Origin of the sequence: Isoptericola sp. NPDC057653 (genome assembly GCF_042799955.1) — a bacterium.
Taxonomy (GTDB): domain Bacteria; phylum Actinomycetota; class Actinomycetes; order Actinomycetales; family Cellulomonadaceae; genus Isoptericola.
The window spans coordinates 317874-336967 of the sequence record NZ_JBHVHP010000004.1 but is presented as its reverse complement, the minus strand read 5'-3'; the positions used below and the strand labels follow the sequence as shown (position 1 = coordinate 336967).

Here is a 19094-nt window from a genome sequence, read left to right as displayed (position 1 = left end):
GGATCAGTCTGTCACGGTTCGACCGGCCGCCCGCCGCGCGTCCGGCGCGGTCCCGGCGCCGGAACGCCGGGCCACGACCATCCGCGGGCGGCCGGTGAGGTCGTCGAGGGTCTCCGCGGGGCCGAAGCCGCCGGCGGCCGCCACCATGGCGCGGGCGTCGGCCGCCTGGACCTCGGCGTGCTCCATGACGTAGAGCCCGCCGGGCCGCAGCAGCCGGGCCGCGGCAGCCGTCACGCCGCGCGGGACCTCGAGCCCGTCCTCCCCGAGCCCGTACAGGGCCACGGCCGGGTCGTGCTCGGCCACCTCGGGGTCGCGCGGGACGGCGCCGGGCGGCACGTAGGGCGGGTTGGAGACGACCACGTCCACGGAGCCGTCGAGGTCGCGCAGCGCCGTGCGGGCGTCGCCGCGCACCAGGTGCACGACGTCGTGGGCGGCGTCGTGGGCGGCGTCGTGGGCGGCGTCGTGGGCGGCGTCGTGGGCGGCGTCGTGGGCGGCGTCGTGGGCGGCCGCGCGCGACGCCGACGCGACGTTGCGCGCCGCCCAGCCGTGAGCCGCGCCGTCGAGCTCCACCGCGTGCACGCGGGCGCCGGGCACCTCCGTCGCGACGGCCAGGGCGATGGCCCCCGACCCGGTGCACAGGTCGACGACGACGGCCGCGCCGTCGCGCGCCACGACCCGCGCCGCCTCGTCGATCGCGACCTGCGCCACCTGCTCGGTCTCCGGCCGCGGCACGAAGACGCCCGGCCCGACCGCAAGCTCGAGGTGGCGGAACGGCGCGACGCCCGTGAGGTGCTGCAACGGCTCGCGGGCCGCCCGCCGGTCGACGTCCGCGGCGAACCGCGCCGCGACGTCCGCCGGCAGGTCCCGGTCGAGCACCGCCAGGCGGCGCACCTCGGCCCGGTCGACGCCGAGGCCGTGCGCGAGCAGCACCTCGGCGTCCACCCGCGGGCTCGGGACGCCGGCCGCGGCCAGGCGCGCCGCCGCCTCGCGGACGGCCGCGCCCGCCGTCGCCGGCGCGGCAGGCGCCGGGTCAGTCACCGGAGCCCGCCGCCGCCAGACGCGCCGCCTCGTCGGCCTCCACGGCGGAGCGCACCACGGGGTCGAGGTCGCCCGCGAGCACGTGGTCGAGGTTGTACGCCTTGTACCCGGTGCGGTGGTCCGCGATGCGGTTCTCCGGGAAGTTGTAGGTGCGGATGCGCTCGCTGCGGTCGACGGTGCGCACCTGCGAGCGGCGCACGTCCGCGGCAGCGGCGGCGGCGGCCTCCTGCTGCGCGGCGAGCAGCCGCGCACGGAGCACGCGCATCGCCTGCTCCTTGTTCTGCAGCTGCGACTTCTCGTTCTGCATCGAGACGACGATCCCGGTCGGCACGTGGGTGATGCGGACGGCGGAGTCCGTCGTGTTCACCGACTGACCGCCCGGCCCCGACGACCGGTAGACGTCGATGCGCAGGTCGTTCGGGTCGATCTCGACCTCGCCCGGGTCGTCGACCTCGGGCAGCACCAGGACGCCGGCCGCCGACGTGTGGATGCGGCCCTGCGACTCGGTGACGGGGACGCGCTGCACGCGGTGCACGCCGCCCTCGTACTTGAGGCTGGCCCACACGCCCTCGGCCGGGTCGGACAGGCTGCGCGCCTTGACGGCGACCTGCACGTCCTTGTAGCCGCCGAGCTCGGTCTCCGTCGCGTCGAGGACCTGCGTGGCCCACCCGCGCCGCTCGGCGTACCGCAGGTACATGCGCAGGAGGTCGCCGGCGAAGAGCGCGGACTCGTCGCCGCCCTCCCCCGCCTTGATCTCGAGGATGACGTCGCGGGCGTCGTCGGGGTCGCGGGGCACGAGGACGCGGCGCAGGCGCTCGGCGGCCTCCTCGGCAGCGGCACGCAGGCCCGGCAGCTCAGCGGCGAACGCCGCGTCCTCCGTGGCCAGCTCGGCGGCGGCCTCCGCGTCGTCGCGGGCCTGCTCCCAGGCGCGGTACGCGGCGGCGACCTGGTTCAGCTCGGCGTAGCGCCGCCCGAGCGACCGGGCACGGCCGGCGTCGGCGTGCACGGCCGGGTCGGCGAGCTCGCGCTCGATCTCGGTGTGCTCCTCGAGCAGCGGCCGCGCGGCCGCGAACGAGTCGGTCATCGGTACTCCCGGTCCGGGCGCGAGGCGAGAGCCGACCCGGGCTCTGGACGACCTCACCGGGACACGGACTACCTCGACGGGTGGCGAACTACCTCGGCAAAGCAGAAGCGCCGGTGGTCCGTCGTCCGACTGCCCCTGGAGAGGTTGTCGGGCGGACCACCGGCGCTGTCAGGCAGCTAGTCCTTCTTGCCGTAGCGCGCCTGGAAGCGGGCGACGCGGCCACCGGTGTCGAGGATCTTCTGCTTGCCCGTGTAGAACGGGTGGCAGGCGCTGCAGACCTCGACGCTGATCTTGCCGGAGGTCGCGGTGCTGTGGGTCGTGAACGTGTTGCCGCAGGTGCAGGACACCTGGGTGACGACGTACTCGGGGTGGATACCGGACTTCATGATGCTCCTTGGTGAGATGCCGCCGGGTCGCCCCGCAGGACCGCGGGCCGTGAACCGGAAGGCCGACGAACTATTGTGCCAGAACGCTGAGCGTCTGGAGAAATCTCGGGTCGAGCCCGCCGCGACCCGGTGCGGGTCCCGGCGGGCCCGGTCGGCCGAGGTGGGTCAGATCGTCTCGCCCGGGTTCTCGTCCGAGAGCCCGGCCGGCGTCGTCTTCTGCACGTGCAGCAGGAACTCGACGTTGGTCTTGGTCTTCTTGAGCTGGCCGAGCAGCAGCTCGATCGCCTGCTGCTGGTCGAGCGCACCGAGCACGCGGCGCAGCTTGTAGGTGATGCCGAGCTCGTCCTTCGACATGAGGATCTCCTCGCGGCGCGTGCCGGACGCGTTGACGTCCACGGCCGGGAAGATCCGCTTGTCGGCGAGGTTGCGGGACAGGCGCAGCTCCATGTTGCCCGTGCCCTTGAACTCCTCGAAGATCACCTCGTCCATCTTGGAGCCCGTCTCCACGAGCGCCGAGGCGAGGATGGTCAGCGAGCCGCCGTTCTCGATGTTGCGGGCCGCCCCGAAGAACTTCTTCGGCGGGTAGAGCGCCGCGGCGTCCACACCACCGGAGAGGATGCGGCCCGACGCCGGCGCCGCCAGGTTGTAGGCGCGCGACAGGCGGGTGAGCGAGTCGAGCAGCACGACGACGTCCTGGCCCAGCTCGACCAGGCGCTTGGCCCGCTCGATCGCGAGCTCGGCGACGATCGTGTGGTCCGACGCGGGGCGGTCGAACGTCGAGGCGATGACCTCGCCCTTGACCGTCCGCTCCATGTCGGTGACCTCTTCGGGCCGCTCGTCCACGAGCACCACCATGAGGTGGACCTCGGGGTTGTTCGCGGTGATCGCGTTGGCGATCTGCTGCATGATGATCGTCTTGCCGGCCTTGGGCGGCGCGACGATGAGGCCGCGCTGGCCCTTGCCGATCGGGGCGACGATGTCGATCACGCGGGGCGTGAGGCGCGTGGCCTCCGGGTTCTCCAGGCGGAGCCGGTCCTGCGGGTACAGCGGCGTCAGCTTGGTGAACTCCGGGCGCTGGCGGGCCTCGTCGATCGTCATGCCGTTGACCGAGTCGAGCCGCACCAGGGCGTTGAACTTGCTGCGGACGTTCTTGCCCGCCGGCGGCTCCTCGCCCTCACGGGGCTGGCGGATGGCGCCGACGATCGCGTCGCCGCGGCGCAGGCCGGCCTTCTTGACCTGGTTGAGCGAGACGTACACGTCGCCCTCGCCGGGCAGGTAGCCGCTGGTGCGCACGAACGCGTAGTTGTCGAGGATGTCGAGCACGCCGGCGACGGGCAGCAGCACGTCGTCCTCGCGCACCTCGACGTCCTCGAGGCCCGCGACGTCGGGGCCGTTGCCCCGGCCGCTGCGGCTGCGCTTGCGGTCACGACCACGGTCGCGGCCGCGACGGCGGCGCGAGCCGCGCTCGTCCTCGAGGTCGGCGCGGCGCTGACGGTCGTCGCGCTGGCCGCCCTGCTGGCCCTGCTGGTTCTGCTGGCCCTGCTGGTTCTGCTGGTTCTGCTGGCCCGAGCCGCCCTCGTTCGAGCGCCCCTGGCCGGAGCGCTGGCCGTCGCCGTCGCCCTGGTCGCGGCCGGTCTGGCCGCCCTGGCCGCCGTTGTTCTGGCCGCCGTTGCGGCGCCCGCCCCGCTCGCGCGGAGCGGCCACGGCGTCGGCGAGCTGCGCCAGGCGCGCCTCGCGGTCGGAGTCGGAACGCTGCTCGCCGCGCTGCTCGGTGCCGCGCGCGGGCTGGGCGGCGGGGGCCGTGTCGGCCACCGCGCGCTGCTGCGGCGCGGCGTCACCCTCGGCGGTGCCCGCCGAACGGGTGGCGCGGCGCGACCGGCGCGGAGCCTCGGAGCCCTCGGCACGGGGCGCGCGGGCGTCGGACGACGCGGGCTGCTCGGCCGGCGCCTGGGCCGGGGCGTCGCTGCGGACCGTGGGGGCCACGGCGGTCGCCGCGGCGACCGGGGCACCCGCGGTGCGCGCGCCCTGGCCGCGCGCGGACCGGATCGCGTCCTGCAGGTCGCTCTTGCGCATCCGGGACGTACCCTTCACGCCCATGCCGGAGGCCAGCGCCTGGAGCTCGGCGAGACGCATCGAGCTCAGGTTCCCGGATACGGCGGAGCCGTTCCGGCTGTCGGTGGTGTTCGTCACGAAGGACCCTTCCCCCTCGTATGCGGCCCTCAGATGTCACGGGCCGGGGTGGCTGCCGTCCTGGCGCGGGGAGCGTCGGGACGCGTGGAACCTCGCATCAGTGGTACGACGACGTCGGCTGGCGGGGTTGTGTTTCGCCTTCTCGCGGGACTGCCGCGGCGGGTCGTGCACCGCATCACAACCACCGAGGCACCAGGCTCCGACCGGGCACGCGAGCGTGCCGTGCGGTGGGAGGGAGTGCCCTCGCGGTCGATCCCGAAGGCTCACCGCATCATATCACCTCGCGCCCGGCGGGAGGCCGACACGCCGCCCCCCGCGAGGCGCGGCCCGGCGCCCCCTCCCCCGGTCACCCGCCGCGCGACCGCGCCGCCCGCGTCGACGCCCGGGCGCAGCACCCGCCAGCCCGCCACGTCGTCGATCAGCTCGGCCAGGACGCCGTCGAGCCGCGCCGTGCCCTCCCCCGACGTGAGCACGAGGACGGTGGGCCCCGCGCCCGAGATCGTGGCCGCGAGCCCCTCCGCCCGCAGCGCGCGCAACAGCTCGGCGGACCCGGCCATCACCGCGGCGCGGTAGTCCTGGTGCAGACGGTCCTCGGTGGCGTCGAGCAGCAGCTCCGGGCGCCGCGCCAGCGCCTCGACGAGCAGGCCCGCGCGGCCGGCCGTGAACGCGGCGTCGCCGTGCGGCACCTCCGCCGGGAGCACGCCGCGCGCGCGGCTGGTGGCCAGGCGGTGGTCGGGCACCAGCACCGTGGCCTCGATGCGCTCGTCGACGTCGAGGTCGACGGCGCGGGGCCCGTCCGCCGACCGCCAGGCGAGGGTCGCCCCGCCGCGGATCGCGGGCGCGGCGTTGTCCGGGTGCCCCTCGAACTCGGTCGCGATCCGCAGCACCGCGTCCGCGTCGAGGACGTGCGGGTCGGCCAGCAGCGCCCGGGCCGCGACGATGCCGGAGACCACGGCCGCCGACGACGATCCCAGCCCCCGAGCGTGCGGGATCCGGTTGACGCAGCGCAGCCGGAGCCCGGTGCGGGGTGCCCCCGCCAGGTCGAGCGTGTGCCGCAGCGCGCGCACGACGAGGTGGTCCTCGCCGTCGGGCACCTCCCCCGCGCCCTCCCCCTCGACCTCGATCAAGACGTCGTCGCTCGCGAGGAGCTCGACCTCCAGGTCGTCGTGCAGGGCGAGGGCGAGTCCCATGGCGTCGAACCCCGGGCCGAGGTTCGCGCTGGTGGCCGGGACACGCACGAGGACATGGTCGGCGCCGAGCTGCATCGTTCCCCTCCCCGGGGTCCGGTCGAAGCGGTGTCAGGCAGAGCTGGCTAGTCCAGGCCGAGCGCGCCGGCGACGGACACGACGTCGGCACTCACGCGGGTGGGCACGACCTCGCCGCCGTCGGGCGTGCGCAGCGCCCACTGCGGGTCCTTGAGGCCGTGGCCCGTGACCGTCACGACGACGCGCGCGCCGGCCGGGACCAGGCCGCGGTCGGCGCGGGCGAGCAGGCCCGCCACGCCCGACGCGGAGGCCGGCTCGACGAAGACGCCCACCTCGGCCGACAGCACGCGGTGCGCGGCGAGGATCTCCTCGTCGGTGACGGCCTCGATCACGCCGCCCGACGTGTCGCGGGCGGCCTCGGCCTGCTCCCACGACGCCGGGTTGCCGATCCGGATGGCGGTGGCGATCGTCTCCGGCTCGTCCACGGGGTGGCCCTTGACGATCGGCGCGGCGCCGGCCGCCTGGAAGCCCCACATCTGCGGGGTGCGCGTGGCGACCGCGCCGAGCCCGGCCCCGGCGTCGAGGCCCGCGTACTCGCGGAAGCCCTTCCAGTACGCGGTGATGTTGCCCGCGTTGCCCACCGGCAGGCAGTGGATGTCGGGGGCGTCGCCGAGCGCGTCGACGATCTCGAACGCGGCGGTCTTCTGCCCCTCGATGCGGTCCGGGTTGACGGAGTTCACGAGCTCGACCGGGTACACCTCGGCGAGCTTGCGCGCGGCCACGAGGCAGTCGTCGAAGTTGCCGTCCACCTGCAGCAGGCGCGCGCCGTGCGCGACCGCCTGGCTGAGCTTGCCCATCGCGATCTTGCCGTCCGGCACCAGGACGGCGCAGGTCATGCCGGCGCGGGTGGCGTACGCGGCCGCCGAGGCGGACGTGTTGCCCGTCGAGGCGCACACCACGGCCCTGGCGCCGCGGCCGGCCGCGGCCGAGATCGCCGCCGTCATGCCCCGGTCCTTGAAGGACCCGGTCGGGTTCATGCCCTCGACCTTGACGTACACGTCCGCGCCGGTGCGCTGCGACAGCGCGGGGGCGGGCACCAGCGGGGTACCGCCCTCCCCGAGCGTCACGACGCGCTCGAGCAGGTGGGCCGGCATCCGGTCGGCGTACTCGGTGATGACACCGCGCCACTGGTGGGCAGGCATGGTCAGGCTCCCTCGACTCGCAGGACGGACGTGATCTCGTGCACCGCGTCGAGGCCGCGCACGGCCGCGACGGTGGCGGCCAGCGACGCCTCGCGGGCGGCGTGCGTGGTGAGCAGCAGCGCCGCGGTGCCCTCGGCGACGCCGACGGCGTACGGCTCGTCCGGGGCCTGGCGCACGGTGTCGATCGACACCCCGTGGTCGGCCAGCACCTGCGCCACCTGTGCGAGCACGCCGGGGCGGTCCGCCACGACGAGGCGCACCTGGTAGCGGGTCACCGCGGCGTCGTGGGGCAGCACCGGGAGCGAGGCGTAGGCGGACTCGCGCGGGCCGCGGCCCCCGACGATCCGGTCGCGCGCCGCCGAGACGAGGTCGCCGAGCACCGCCGACGACGTGGGCCGCCCGCCCGCGCCCTGTCCGTAGAACATCAGCGGCCCGGCGTCGTCGGCCTCGACGAACACCGCGTTGAAGGCGCCGTGCACGGCCGCGAGCGGGTGGGCCGAGGGGACGAGCGCCGGGTGCACGCGCACGGAGACGCCCTCGGCCGTCTGCTCCGCGATCGCCAGCAGCTTCACCACGTGCCCGGTCTGCTGCGCGGCCGCGACGTCGGCGGCGGTGACGCCCGTGATGCCCTCGCACGCGACCTGGGACAACGAGACGCGGGTGTGGAAGGCCAGCGACGCGAGGATCGCGGCCTTGGCCGCCGCGTCGTGCCCCTCGACGTCGGCCGTCGGGTCCGCCTCCGCGTAGCCGAGGCCCTGCGCCTCCTTGAGGGCCTCCTCGAGGTCCAGCCCGTGCGTCGTCATCTGGTCGAGGACGTAGTTGGTGGTGCCGTTGACGATCCCGAGCACGCGGCGCACGTGGTCGCCGGCGAGCGACTCGCGCACCGGGCGGACGATCGGGATCGCGCCCGCGACCGCCGCCTCGAACGACAGGTCGACGCCCGCGGCGTCGGCGGCCTCGAAGAGCTCCGGGCCGTGCTCCGCGAGGAGGGCCTTGTTGGCCGTCACGACGCTCGCGCCGCTGGCGATCGCGCGGTGGATGAGCCCCCGGGCGGGCTCGATGCCGCCCATGAGCTCGACGACGAGGTCGGCGCCGTCCACGAGCGACTCGGCGTCCTCGGTGAGGAGCTCGCGCGGCACGACCGTGCCCACGCCGTCGCGCGGGCGGCTCGCGTCCCTCACTGCGATGCCCACCAGCTCGAGGCGCGTCCCCGCGCGGGCCGCGAGCTCGTCGGCGTGCCGGACGAGCGCCTGCGCCACCTGCGTCCCGACCACGCCACAGCCGAGGAGGGCGACGCGCAGCGTGCCGGGGACGGGGCGCGGGTCGGCCGGGGGCGCGGGGACGGGGGCTGCAGGCACGGGAGAACCTTCGGAACGAGATGCCGGGACGGTGGTCAGGATAGCCGCGCCGCGTGGCGGCCGGGCCGCCCGTCCACGGGCGGCCCGGCCACGGTCGGAAACGGTCAGCCGAGGTCGAGGGCGAGCAGGTCGTCGACCGTCTCGCGGCGCACGAGGACGCGCGACGCGCCGTCGGCGACGGCCACCACGGGCGGCCGCGTCAGCAGGTTGTAGTTCGACGCCATCGACCGCCCGTAGGCGCCCGTCGCGGCGACCGCGAGGAGGTCCCCCGCGCGCACGTCGCCCGGCAGCATGACCTCGTGCACGACGATGTCGCCGCTCTCGCAGTGCTTGCCGACCACGCGCGCGAGCACCGGCTCGGCGTCCGAGGTCCGGCCCACGAGCTCCGCGTGGTACTGCGCCTCGTACAGCGCCGGGCGGATGTTGTCGCTCATGCCGCCGTCGACGGACACGTAGGTGCGCACGCGGCCGTCGTCGAGGGCCACCGGCTTCACCGTGCCGACGGTGTAGAGCGTGAGCCCCGCCGGGCCGACGACCGCGCGCCCCGGCTCGATGGAGATCCGCGGCAGCGGCGTGCCGAGCTCCGCGCAGACGGCGGCCACCGCGCCCGCCACGTCCTTGGCGATGCGGTCCGGGTCCAGCGGCACCTCCCCCGGCAGGTAGGCGATGCCGTAGCCGCCGCCGAGGTCCACCTCGTCGACCAGCACGCCGGTGCGCTCGGCGAGCTCGGCGCGCAGCCGCAGCACGACGCGCGCCGCCGCCTCGAAGCCCGCCGGGTCGAGGATCTGCGACCCGATGTGGGAGTGGATGCCCAGCAGGTGCAGCTCCGGCCGCGCGACGACCGCGAGCAGCGCCCGCAGCGCCGGCGGGTCGCCCGCCTCGCCGTCGAGGGCGCCCCGGTTCACCGACAGCCCGAACTTCTGGTCCTCGTGCGCCGTGGAGATGTACTCGTGGCCGCCCGCGTGCACGCCGGTCGTGACGCGCACCATGACGGGCGCGACGACGCCGCGGGACGCGGCCAGCGCCGCGACGCGGTCCACCTCCACGAGGGAGTCGACGATGATCCGGCCGACGCCCGCGTCGAGCGCGGCGAGGATCTCGTCGTCCGACTTGTTGTTGCCGTGCAGCCCGATCTCCGCGCCGGGGACGCCGGCGCGCAGCGCGACGGCGAGCTCGCCGCCCGACGCGGTGTCGACGCGCAGGCCCTCCTCGCGGGCCCAGCGCGCCACCGCGACGGTGAGCAGCGCCTTGCCGGCGTAGTACACGTCCACGCCCGTGCCGACCTCCGCGAACGCGGTCGCGAACGCCGTCCGGTACCCGCGGGCGCGGGCCCGGAAGTCCGCCTCGTCGAGCACGTAGGCCGGGGTGCCGTGGGTGGCCGCGAGGTCGGCGACGGCGACGCCGCCCACCTCGACCGCGCCGTCGGCGCGCCGCCGGACCCCGGTCGACCAGGGCACGCCGAGGACGCCGGGCACGGCCGGCGACCCGGTCACATGCGCTCCGGCGCGGACACGCCGAGCAGCTCGAGCCCGTTGGCGAGCACCTGGCGCACCGCGTCGTTCAGCCACAGGCGCGTGCGGTGCGTGTCCGTGACCTCCTCGTCCGGGTACGGCGTCACGCGGCACTCCTGGTACCACTTGTGGTAGTCCGCGGCGAGCGACTCGAGGTAGCGCGCGACGCGGTGCGGCTCGCGCAGCTCGGCGGCCTGGGACACGATCCGCGGGAACTCGGTGAGCGCGCCCACCAGCGCCGCCTCGGTCTCGTGCGTCAGCAGCGCCGGGTCGAAGGCGTCCGAGCCGTCCGCGGCGACGCGCACGACGTCGCGGTCCGCGGCGTTCCGGTCGACGGCGCAGGTCCGCGAGTGCGCGTACTGCACGTAGTAGACGGGGTTGTCGTTGCTCTGCTTGAGCATCTCCTCGCCCGACAGCGACAGCGGCGAGTCGGCCGGGTAGCGCGCGAGCGAGTAGCGCAGCGGGTCCGAGCCGAGCCACTCGATGAGGTCGTCCATGTACAGCGCGTTGCCGCGGCGCTTGCCCATCCGCTCGCCGCCGATGTTGACGAGCTGGCCGATGAGCACCTCGATGTTCGCCTCCGGGTCGTCGCCCGCGCACGCGGCGATCGCCTTCAGGCGGTTGATGTACCCGTGGTGGTCGGCCCCGAGCAGGTAGATCTTGCCCGGGAACCCGCGGTCCTTCTTGGACAGGTAGTAGGCGGCGTCGGCGGCGAAGTACGTGGGCTCGCCGTTCGCGCGGATCATCACGCGGTCCTTGTCGTCGCCGAAGTCCGTGGTGCGCAGCCACACCGCGCCGTCGACGTCGAACACGTGGCCCTGCTCGCGCAGGCGCGCGACGGCCTGCTCCACCGCGCCGGACTCGTGCAGCGTGCGCTCGGAGAACCACACGTCGAAGTGCACGCCGAACGCGTCGAGCGTGCGGCGGATCGCCTCGAGCTGCGCCTGGTAGCCGAGCTCGCGCGCGGTCGTGGCGGCCTCGTCGGCCGGCAGGTCGAGCAGGTCGGGCTCCTGCGCCAGCACCTCGGCGGCGCGCTCGGCGACGTACTCGCCGGGGTAGCCGCCCTCGGGCACGTCCTCGCCCTTGGCCCGCGCGACGATCGACGCGCCGAACTTGTCCATCTGCGCGCCGGCGTCGTTGATGTAGTACTCGGCGGTCACGTCCGCGCCCGCGGCGCGCATGATCCGCACGAGGGCGTCACCGAGCGCGGCCCAGCGGGTGTGGCCGATGTGCAGCGGGCCCGTCGGGTTGGCCGAGATGTACTCGAGGTTGTGCACCTGGCCGGCGAGGGCGTCGGTCCGGCCGTACTGCTCGCCCGCGGTGACGATCGTCCGGGCGAGCTCGCCCGCGGCGCCGGCCTCGAGCGTGATGTTGAGGAAGCCCGGCCCGGCGACGTCCGCCGCCTTGACGCCCGGCGTCGCGACGAGGCGGGCCGCCAGGTCCTCCGCGAGCGCGCGGGGGGTGGTGCCGGCCTTCTTCGCGAGCTGCAGCGCCACGTTGGTGGCCCAGTCCCCGTGCTCGCGCTGCCGGGGTCGCTCGACGTGGACCGACGCCGGGACGGCGTCGGCGGGCAGGGCGAGGGTGCCGTCGGCCACGGCCGAGGCGAGGGCAGCGCTGAGTGCTCCGGAGAGCTCGTCGGGGGTCACCGGGCGATTCTACAAAGCCCGCGGCCGGCGGCGTGCTGCCGGTTGCCACCCGGACCTCCAGGTGCTGGTAGTGTCGTGCACCGTGCCGAGCGGTTCCTCGCCGGCGCCCGCGCCTGTAGCTCAGTGGATAGAGCGTCTGCCTCCGGAGCAGAAGGTCGGGGGTTCGAATCCCTTCAGGCGCACCGCAGCACAAGAACGGCCCTGGTCATCGACCAGGGCCGTTCTTCGTCGTCTACCGACCTCGACGTAGCGATCGGTCGTCGTCCCGCGGCGGGACGACGACCGATCGCTACGTCAGGGTCGGCACGGCGGCTCAGCGGGCGGGGACCAGGCCCGGCATCGCGTCGAGGTCGAGGTCCGGGTTCTTCTCCTGGGTGCGCACGAGCGCCTTCGCCTCGGCGTCGGTGTCCACCGACGGCATCGAGCCCGGCAGCGGCTTGCCCGCGCTCTCCTTGACGAAGCACACGGCGACCGCGCCGACGACGGCGAAGCCGATGAGGTAGTAGGCCGGCGCCATGCTGGAACCGGTGGCCTGGGTGAGCGACTCCACGATGAGCGGCGTCGTACCGCCGAACACCGCGAGCGCCACGTTGTAGGCCAGACCCATCGAGCGGTAACGCACGGCCGTCGGGAACATCGCGGGCAGCGTCGCCGCCTGGACGCCCACCATGCACGCCACCGGCACCGCCATGAGGCACAGCCCCAGCAGCGTGGACCACACGTGGCCCAGGGCCAGCAGCAGGAACGCCGGCGCCGCGAGGACGGCCAGGGAGCCCGCGCCGAACCACAGCAGGGGGCGGCGACCCACCCGGTCGCTGACCGGGCCAGCCACGAGGATCATCACGGCGAGCAGCACCAGCACGGGCACCGTCAGCAGGGTGCCGGACGTGGCGTCGTAGCCGAGCGTGTCGGTGAGGTAGGTCGGCATGTAGCTGGTGAGCGCGTAGCCGGCCGTGTTGGCCACGGCCACGAGCACCATGGCGACGACGAGCGGGCGCCACTGCGAGCGCAGCGTGACGTCGGCCGCCGGGGCCGGCGCGGTCCCGCCGTGGTCCTTCGCGGCCTCGGCGGCGACCTGCTGCGCCTGGAAGGCCGGGGACTCCTCGATCTTCAGGCGGAACCACACGGCGAACGCGCCGATCGGGCCCGCGATCAGGAACGGGATGCGCCACCCGCCGTCGAGCATCGCCTGCTGGCCAAGCGTCACCTGCAGCACGGTCACGACGACGGCACCGAGGGCGAAGCCCAGGTAGCTGCCGAAGTCGAGGAACGACGCGGCCCAGCCGCGGCGGCGGTCGGGGGCGTGCTCGGCGACGAAGGTCGTGACGCCGGCGTACTCGCCGCCGGTCGAGAAGCCCTGCGCCAGCTTGAGCAGCACGAGCAGCAGCGGCGCGGCGACGCCGAGGACGCCGTAGGTGGGCAGCAGGCCGATGAGGAAGGTCGAGCTGGCCATCATCACGAGCGTGAAGGCGAGCACCTTCTGGCGGCCCACGCGGTCGCCGATGCGGCCGCACACGATGCCGCCGAGCGGGCGCGCCACGTAGGTGGCGGCGAACACGCCGAGGGAGAAGAGGATCTGCACGCCGGACGACGCCTGCGGCAGGAACACGGCACCCATGGTGACGGCGAGGTAGCCGTAGACGCCCACGTCGTACCACTCCATGAGGTTCCCGACGGCGGTGCCGCCGATCGTCTTCTTGAGCATGGAGTTGTCGACGACGGTGACGTCGGAGACGCGCAGCCTGCGGCGCGCGGCCGCGGTCGCGGAGGTGTTGCCGGGCAGTTCCTGAGGTCGTACGGCGGTCATGTTTCCTTCCGTGGCCGGCGCGGCGGCACGCGGTGTGTCGCAGCGGCCCGGCCCGTGACAGGGAGCCGGCGTCCACCCCGCGGGGCGGACGCCGAGCCCGAACATGGGCGGCCACGTTACCGATTCTTGACCCCGATGCAAGTTCACCGGGGCAATCATGGTGCGGGACCGGCACCTGGGCCGGCGCCGTCACCTGCGACGACACCGTTCCTTGGCACGCCGTTCGTGAACCCCACCACAGGGCCTCCCGACGGCGCCGCGGCGGGCCTCGTCCCGCTCCCTCGTTGGACCCTGCGCCCGCCGGGCGTTACGTTCTCGGGGCAGCCCGGAGCACCGGGCGGCGACGACGCCGGCAGCCGATGCCTGCCCGCATGCCTGCAGCCGGAGGACTCCCCCGCATGATCGACCACGAGGTCCGCGTCTACCGTTCCGACGAGCCCCTGCCGCGTACCGAGCAGCTGGCGTGGAAGATCGCGGAGGTCGCGGCCGAGCAGCTCGAGCCGACGCCCGAGGTCACCGACATGGTGATCAACCGGGTCATCGACAACGCGGCCGTGGCGACGGCGTCCCTCGGCCGCGCGCCCATCCTCGCGGCCCGCGCGCAGGCGGAGGCGCACCAGGTCTCCCGAGGCGGCGCCGGCGCCACGATCTTCGGCTCGGCCGCCCGCACCAGCCCCGAGTGGGCGGCGTGGGCGAACGGGGTCGCCGTGCGCGAGCTCGACTACCACGACACGTTCCTCGCGGCCGAGTACTCGCACCCCGGCGACAACGTGCCGCCGATCCTCGCCGTGGCGCAGCACCTGGGCCGCAGCGGCGCCGAGCTGCTGCGCGGGATCGTCACGGGGTACGAGGTCCAGGTGGACCTCGTCAAGGGCATCAGCCTGCACGCGCACAAGATCGACCACGTGGCCCACCTCGGCCCGTCGGCCGCGGCCGGCCTCGGCACCCTGCTGGGCCTGCCCGCCGGGACGATCTACCAGGCCGTCGGCCAGGCCCTGCACACGACCACCGCCACCCGGCAGTCGCGCAAGGGTGAGATCTCCACCTGGAAGGCCCACGCCCCCGCGTTCGCGGGCAAGATGGCGGTGGAGGCCGTGGACCGCGCCATGCGCGGACAGACCTCCCCCAGCCCCGTCTACGAGGGCGAGGACGGCGTGATCGCCTGGCTGCTCGACGGGCCCGACGCCCGCTACACCGTGCCGCTGCCGGCCGCGGGCGAGGACCGTCGCGCCATCCTCGACACGTACACCAAGGAGCACTCGGCCGAGTACCAGGCGCAGGCCTGGATCGACCTCGCGCGCCGCCTCGGCACCGAGCGGCCCGAGCTGCGCGACCCGGCGAACGTCCGGTCCGTCGTGCTGCACACCAGCCACCACACCCACTACGTCATCGGCTCGGGCTCCGGCGACCCGCAGAAGTACGACCCGACGGCGAGCCGCGAGACCCTCGACCACTCGATCCCGTACATCTTCACCGTCGCGCTGCAGGACGGCGCCTGGGACCACGTGGCCAGCTACGCGCCGGAGCGCGCCGGCCGCCCCGACACGGTGGAGCTGTGGCGCCGGGTCACGACGGCCGAGGACGCGGAGTGGACCCGCCGCTACCACTCGGTCGACCCGGCCGAGAAGGCGTTCGGCGGGCGCGTGGAGATCGAGCTCGCGGACGGCTCGCGCGTCGTGGAGGAGATCGCCGTCGCGGACGCGCACCCGCTGGGCGCCCGCCCGTTCGCCCGGGAGCAGTACGTGGCGAAGTTCCGCACCCTCGCCGCCGGCGTGCTGGCCGACGAGGAGACCGAGCGGTTCCTCGACGTCGCCCAGCGGCTCCCGGAGCTCACCGCCGCCGAGCTGTCCGGGCTCACCGTCACCCCGCTCGCCGACGCGCTGGCGGCGCACCCCGTCGCGCCCGGCATCTTCTGAGGACCCGGAGGGGACCCGCCGTGCTCTACTCGTCCACCACCCCCGCCGCCAAGCGCGCGGCGTTCCGCGAGCGCCTGCGCTCGGGCGAGCTGCTGCAGCTCCCGGGCGCGTTCAACCCGCTCGCGGCGCGGCTGATCCAGGACAAGGGGTTCGACGGCGTGTACGTCTCGGGCGCCGTCGTCGCCGCCGACCTGGGGCTGCCCGACGTCGGCCTGACGACGCTCACCGAGGTCGCCGGCCGGGCCGGCCAGGTCGCCCGGATGACCGACCTGCCGACGCTCGTGGACGCGGACACCGGGTTCGGCGAGGCGATGAACGTCGCGCGCACCGTGCAGGCGATGGAAGACGCGGGCGTCGCCGGCATGCACATCGAGGACCAGGTGAACCCCAAGCGCTGCGGTCACCTGGACGGCAAGCAGGTGGTGGACGAGCCGACGGCGCTGCAGCGCGTGCGCGCGGCGGTCGCCGCCCGCCGGGACGAGAACCTGCTGGTGATGGCGCGCACCGACGTGCGGGCCGTCGCGGGCCTGGCGACGGCGATCGACCGGGCCAAGGCCCTGGTCGACGCCGGGGCGGACGCGATCTTCCCCGAGGCCATGCGCGACCTCGCGGAGTTCGAGGCCGTCGCGAGCGCCGTCGACGTCCCCGTGCTCGCCAACATGACCGAGTTCGGCAAGTCCGAGCTGTTCACCACCCGGCAGCTGTCCGACGCCGGCGTGGCGCTCGTGATCTACCCGGTCTCGCTGCTGCGCCTCGCGATGGGCGCGGCCGAGCGCGGCCTGGACGCCCTGCGGGCCGAGGGCTCGCTCGCGGGGCAGGTCGAGCACATGCAGACCCGGGCCCGGCTGTACGAGCTCGTGGACTACGCCGGCTACTCGTCGTTCGACACCGGCGTCTTCGACTTCACCCTGGACGACAACCTGCACGGCTGACCGCCGCACCATCGCAGCAAAGGAGCATCGATGACAGAGCACACCGGGTCCGAGCGGGAGGTCCGCCGCGGGCTGGCGGGGGTGGTCGCCGACGTCACGGCCATCTCCAAGGTGGACCCCGAGACGAACTCCCTGCTGTACCGGGGCTACCCGGTGCAGGACCTCGCGGCCACCCAGCCGTTCGAGGCCGTCGCCTGGCTGCTGTGGCACGGCGAGCTGCCCACGTCCGACGAGCTCGCGGGCCTGCGCGCCACCGAGCGGGAGCACCGGCCCCTCGCCGACGACGTGCGCGCGGCGATCGACCTGCTGCCGGTCACGGCGCACCCCATGGACGAGCTGCGCACCGCGGTCAGCGTGATCGGCGCGCGGGAGGCCGCTGGGCTCACCGCCCTGGAGGCCGCCGCGGACCCCGAGGTCAACCTCGCCCGCAGCGTGCGCCTCTTCGCCGCGCTCCCCGCGGTCGTCGCCTACGGGCAGCGCCGGCGCCGCGGCCTGGAGCCGGTGGCCCCGCGCGACGACCTCGACTACGCCGCGAACTTCCTCTGGACGACCTTCGAGGCCGAGGCGGACCCCGTGGTCGCCGACGCGTTCAGCCGCTCGATGACCCTGTACGCGGAGCACTCCTTCAACGCCTCCACGTTCACGGCGCGGGTCATCACGTCCACCCTGAGCGACCTGCACTCCGCCGTCGTGGGCGCGGTGGCCGCGCTCAAGGGCCCGCTGCACGGCGGCGCCAACGAGGCCGTCATGGAGACGCTGGCCGAGATCGGCTCGGCCGACCGGGCGGCGGCGTGGCTCGACGACGCCCTCGCCGAGAAGCGCAAGATCATGGGCTTCGGGCACCGCGTCTACAAGCACGGCGACTCCCGCGTGCCGACCATGAAGGCCGCCCTCGACACGCTGGTCGAGCACTACGACCGCGCCGACCTGGGTGCCCTCTACGACGCGCTCGAGTCCGAGTTCGTGGCGCGCAAGGGCATCTACCCGAACCTCGACTACCCATCGGGCCCGGCGTACCACCTCATGGGGTTCGACACGGCCACGTTCACGCCGCTGTTCGTCGCGGCCCGCGTCACGGGCTGGACGGCGCACGTGATGGAGCAGCAGGCCGCCAACGCCCTCATCCGCCCGCTGTCGGCGTACGTGGGTCCCGAGCGCCGCGAGGTACCGCCCGCGACGTCGTGACGGTCGGCGGGCAGGCGCCGGCCGGCCCCGCCTCGTCGTTCGGCGGGGCCGCCGGCGCCTATGCGGCGCACCGCCCGGACTACGCACGGGCGGCGGTGCGCTGGGCCCTCGAGCCCGCGCCCGGCCCGCGCGTGCTCGATCTCGGCGCCGGGACCGGCAAGCTCACCGCCATGCTGCTCGACCCGGCGGTCGTCCCCGGCGCGGAGGTCGTCGCCGTCGAGCCCGACCCCGCCATGCTGGGGGAGCTGCGACGGTCCTCCCCCGGCGCCCGCGCCCTGCCCGGCAGCGCCGAGGAGATCCCGCTGCCGGACGGTTCCGTCGACGCCGTGCTGGCCGGCAACGCCCTGCACTGGTTCGACATGGCGGCCGCGGGCCCGGAGATCGCGCGCGTGCTCGTCCCCGGCGGCGTCCTCGCCGGCCTGTGGAACCTCCTGGACGACGGCGTCGGGTGGGTGGCGGGGCTCGCCCGTGTGGCGGGGAGCGCCGTGGTCGGGCCGCGCGACACGCCCGCGGCCTGGCGGGCGGCGACGTCCGACCTGATGCCCGGACCGGACGTGGCGCCGTTCGACCCGCCCGAGCGTGCGGAGCTGCCCCACGAGCAGCGCCGCACCGCGGGCTCCCTGGTCGCCACGCTCGCGACGCGCGCCGGCGTGCTCGTCATGCCGGAGGCTGAGCGGGCGGGGACCACCGGGCGGATCCGCGCCTACCTCGCGGACCGGCCGGAGACTGCGCGGGGCGAGTTCGTCCTGCCGATGCGGACCGGCGTGCTGCGCGCCCGCCGCCGCTGAGCCGCCCGGCGAGCCGTCGTGCCGCGGCGCGGGCGACCGGGCGGTCGGGCGGTCGGCCACGTCACCGCGGCGCACTAGGCTCGACGGCATGTCCGCCGACTACTCCGACTTCGAGTTCGAGCGCCGGTTCTTCGTCCGCGAGCTCCCCGACGCGCTGCGCGACGCGCCCGCCCTCATCGTGCAGTCCTACTTCCTCTCCGACGGCGGGTACGCGCTGCGGGTGCGCGTACAGGCCACGGGCGTCGAGGCCCGGCTGGGCGCGGACAGCGACGCGCGCGACGTGCTGGAGCTGTACGGGTCCCGCGTCGACTTCGCCGCCGTCACGGTCAAGGGCCCGTCCGTGGGCGGCACCCGGTACGAGGCCGAGCGCCAGCTGGACCCGCTGGTCGGCGTCGAGCTGGTGCGCCGCGGCGGCGCCCAGGTCATCAAGACCCGCTACGCGGCCTGGCTCGGCGCCGACGGCTGGTCGATCGACGTCTTCGGCGGTGCCAACGCGCCCCTGGTCGTGGCGGAGTGCGAGCGCTCGGGCCCGGTCACCGACCTGCAGATCCCCGACTTCTGCGTCACGGAGCTCACCGACGACCGCCGGTTCTCCAACGAGTCCCTCGCCGTGGACCCGTTCCGCGGCTGGTCCGCCGCGTACGCGCAGGAGCTCGCCGCCCAGGGCCCGCGCTTCCGCGACGACTTCGGCGGCAACACCACCATCACCACCTGACGGCCGGTCGGCGCGATCGCGACGGTCGCGACGGTCGCGACGGTCGAGGCACCCTCGCCCTCCCGACGCGGCGCGCCCGGTGCGACAGCGGGACGCGACCACGCGTTTCCGGACGAGCGGGGCGGTCGAGG

15 protein-coding genes and 1 tRNA gene are annotated in these 19094 nt (G+C 74.8%); 6 read left to right on the top strand and 10 right to left on the bottom strand.

All coding sequences use genetic code 11. From position 1 onward, the window contains the following. Positions 1 to 3 precede the first annotated feature (3 nt). The 9 genes from prmC to ACFU9A_RS20975 all read right to left on the bottom strand — a co-directional run bounded on the left by prmC (position 4) and on the right by ACFU9A_RS20975 (position 11620). A complete protein-coding gene (gene prmC / locus ACFU9A_RS21015) occupies positions 4 to 1038 on the bottom strand; it encodes a peptide chain release factor N(5)-glutamine methyltransferase (RefSeq protein ID WP_430577247.1) in 1035 nt (344 codons plus the stop codon). Next, positions 1031 to 2122 (bottom strand): peptide chain release factor 1, encoded by a 1092-nt coding sequence (gene prfA, locus ACFU9A_RS21010; RefSeq protein ID WP_430577246.1) that lies wholly within the window; start codon positions 2120 to 2122, stop codon positions 1031 to 1033. The genes prmC and prfA overlap by 8 nt, the downstream gene beginning before the upstream one ends. 176 nt (positions 2123 to 2298) lie before the next feature. After that, positions 2299 to 2508 carry a 50S ribosomal protein L31 gene (rpmE, locus tag ACFU9A_RS21005; protein ID WP_430577245.1) on the bottom strand — a complete coding sequence of 70 codons (210 nt, stop codon included), beginning with the start codon at positions 2506 to 2508 and terminating at the stop codon, positions 2299 to 2301. Positions 2509 to 2673: 165 nt separating this feature from the next. Next, the gene (rho, locus tag ACFU9A_RS21000) at positions 2674 to 4698 is read right to left on the bottom strand and encodes a transcription termination factor Rho (RefSeq protein WP_430577244.1); all 2025 of its coding nucleotides are present in this window, start codon (positions 4696 to 4698) and stop codon (positions 2674 to 2676) included. 263 nt (positions 4699 to 4961) lie between these two features. Continuing rightward, positions 4962 to 5963 carry a homoserine kinase gene (gene thrB, locus ACFU9A_RS20995; RefSeq protein WP_430577243.1) on the bottom strand — a complete coding sequence of 334 codons (1002 nt, stop codon included), beginning with the start codon at positions 5961 to 5963 and terminating at the stop codon, positions 4962 to 4964. A 47-nt stretch (positions 5964 to 6010) separates the two neighbouring features. Further along, positions 6011 to 7105, bottom strand: a complete 1095-nt coding sequence (thrC, locus tag ACFU9A_RS20990) for a threonine synthase (RefSeq protein ID WP_430577242.1) — start codon at positions 7103 to 7105, stop codon at positions 6011 to 6013. A gap of 2 nt (positions 7106 to 7107) precedes the next feature. Then, positions 7108 to 8463, bottom strand: coding sequence for a homoserine dehydrogenase (locus ACFU9A_RS20985; RefSeq protein ID WP_430577241.1), 1356 nt, complete (start codon positions 8461 to 8463; stop codon positions 7108 to 7110). Positions 8464 to 8567: 104 nt separating this feature from the next. Further along, entirely contained in the window at positions 8568 to 9956 is a 1389-nt protein-coding gene (gene lysA / locus ACFU9A_RS20980; RefSeq protein WP_430577240.1) for a diaminopimelate decarboxylase, read from the bottom strand. Continuing rightward, positions 9953 to 11620: an arginine--tRNA ligase gene (locus ACFU9A_RS20975; protein ID WP_430577239.1), complete on the bottom strand. Its 1668-nt coding sequence runs from the start codon at positions 11618 to 11620 to the stop codon at positions 9953 to 9955. The genes lysA and ACFU9A_RS20975 overlap by 4 nt, the downstream gene beginning before the upstream one ends. A 109-nt stretch (positions 11621 to 11729) precedes the next feature. Between ACFU9A_RS20975 and ACFU9A_RS20970 the strand changes: the two genes are divergently transcribed. Continuing rightward, positions 11730 to 11802: transfer RNA gene (locus ACFU9A_RS20970), tRNA-Arg, on the top strand. Positions 11803 to 11933: 131 nt separating this feature from the next. Here the strand turns inward: ACFU9A_RS20970 and ACFU9A_RS20965 are convergent. Beyond that, positions 11934 to 13427 carry an MFS transporter gene (locus tag ACFU9A_RS20965; protein ID WP_430577238.1) on the bottom strand — a complete coding sequence of 498 codons (1494 nt, stop codon included), beginning with the start codon at positions 13425 to 13427 and terminating at the stop codon, positions 11934 to 11936. A gap of 398 nt (positions 13428 to 13825) precedes the next feature. Here ACFU9A_RS20965 and ACFU9A_RS20960 point away from each other — a divergent pair, with 398 nt between their 5' ends. The 5 genes from ACFU9A_RS20960 (at position 13826) to ACFU9A_RS20940 (ending at position 18963) form a co-directional block, all read left to right on the top strand. Beyond that, positions 13826 to 15343 carry an MmgE/PrpD family protein gene (locus ACFU9A_RS20960; protein WP_430577237.1) on the top strand — a complete coding sequence of 506 codons (1518 nt, stop codon included), beginning with the start codon at positions 13826 to 13828 and terminating at the stop codon, positions 15341 to 15343. Between the two features lie 20 nt (positions 15344 to 15363). After that, positions 15364 to 16275: a methylisocitrate lyase gene (gene prpB / locus ACFU9A_RS20955; protein ID WP_430577236.1), complete on the top strand. Its 912-nt coding sequence runs from the start codon at positions 15364 to 15366 to the stop codon at positions 16273 to 16275. 30 nt (positions 16276 to 16305) lie between these two features. Continuing rightward, positions 16306 to 17460 carry a bifunctional 2-methylcitrate synthase/citrate synthase gene (locus ACFU9A_RS20950; RefSeq protein ID WP_430577235.1) on the top strand — a complete coding sequence of 385 codons (1155 nt, stop codon included), beginning with the start codon at positions 16306 to 16308 and terminating at the stop codon, positions 17458 to 17460. Continuing rightward, complete coding sequence (locus tag ACFU9A_RS20945) at positions 17457 to 18248, top strand: class I SAM-dependent methyltransferase (RefSeq protein ID WP_430577234.1); 792 nt, start codon at positions 17457 to 17459, stop codon at positions 18246 to 18248. Before ACFU9A_RS20950 ends, ACFU9A_RS20945 begins: the two co-directional genes overlap by 4 nt. Before the next feature lie 88 nt (positions 18249 to 18336). Continuing rightward, complete coding sequence (locus ACFU9A_RS20940; protein ID WP_430577233.1) at positions 18337 to 18963, top strand: CYTH domain-containing protein; 627 nt, start codon at positions 18337 to 18339, stop codon at positions 18961 to 18963. Positions 18964 to 19094: the final 131 nt, after the last annotated feature.

Coding starts and splice junctions, on each gene's coding strand:
- prfA (WP_430577246.1), bottom strand. CDS start 2,122: ATGACCGACTCGTTCGCGGCCGCGCGGCCGCTGCTCGAGGAGCACACC.
- rpmE (WP_430577245.1), bottom strand. CDS start 2,508: ATGAAGTCCGGTATCCACCCCGAGTACGTCGTCACCCAGGTGTCCTGC.
- thrB (WP_430577243.1), bottom strand. CDS start 5,963: ATGCAGCTCGGCGCCGACCATGTCCTCGTGCGTGTCCCGGCCACCAGC.
- thrC (WP_430577242.1), bottom strand. CDS start 7,105: ATGCCTGCCCACCAGTGGCGCGGTGTCATCACCGAGTACGCCGACCGG.
- ACFU9A_RS20965 (WP_430577238.1), bottom strand. CDS start 13,427: ATGACCGCCGTACGACCTCAGGAACTGCCCGGCAACACCTCCGCGACC.
- ACFU9A_RS20960 (WP_430577237.1), top strand. CDS start 13,826: ATGATCGACCACGAGGTCCGCGTCTACCGTTCCGACGAGCCCCTGCCG.
- ACFU9A_RS20950 (WP_430577235.1), top strand. CDS start 16,306: ATGACAGAGCACACCGGGTCCGAGCGGGAGGTCCGCCGCGGGCTGGCG.
- ACFU9A_RS20940 (WP_430577233.1), top strand. CDS start 18,337: ATGTCCGCCGACTACTCCGACTTCGAGTTCGAGCGCCGGTTCTTCGTC.